The organism is Photorhabdus viridis, from assembly GCF_040256935.1.
GTDB classification, from domain to species: Bacteria; Pseudomonadota; Gammaproteobacteria; order Enterobacterales; family Enterobacteriaceae; genus Photorhabdus; species Photorhabdus viridis.
Window position 1 is genome coordinate 1 of record NZ_JBEJZY010000231.1, and the last position, 574, is coordinate 574.

1 protein-coding gene is annotated in these 574 nt (G+C 63.2%); it reads left to right on the forward strand.

What is annotated here, in order from left to right; translation table 11 throughout:
* Window positions 1-574 (forward strand): IS66 family transposase (gene tnpC / locus ABR397_RS23115; RefSeq protein WP_350307749.1); only part of this gene is annotated, 574 nt, incomplete at both ends.

Consider the following 574-nt stretch of genomic DNA (forward strand, 5'->3'; position numbering starts at 1 on the left):
TTCCAGAGCCGGGGTTGCTGGCTCAGGTGGTGGTCGCCAAATATCGTGACCACCTGCCGCTCTACCGTCAGCAGCAAATCTATGCCCGCAGCGGCGTAACCCTGGCCCGCAGCACCCTGTCGGACTGGGTGGGGCAGGTGGCTGTGGCGTTGCAACCGCTGGCCGATGCCCTGAAGCAGACGCTGCTGACGTCCCCGGTGCTGCATGCCGATGAGACCCCGTTGCCGATATTGGCCCCGGGAAAAGGCCAGACCCAGCGCGCCTATCTGTGGACGTATGTCACCGGCTCCGATACCTCGCCGGCGGTAGTGTACTATGAGCTGCATCCCGGCCGCAGTGGCCGTTATGCCCAGGGGTTCCTGGAGGAATGGGCCGGTGGCTCCCTTGTCACGGATGACTACGCCGGCTACAACGCGCTGCATGCCCGGGCGGATATCACCGAAGCGGGTTGCTGGGCCCACGCCCGCCGCAAATTCTTTGACCAATACAAAGCGAGCCAAAGTCCGGTGGCGAAACAGGCGCTGGATGGCATTCGTGACCTGTACAAGCTGGAGCGAAAAATCAAACACCGGCC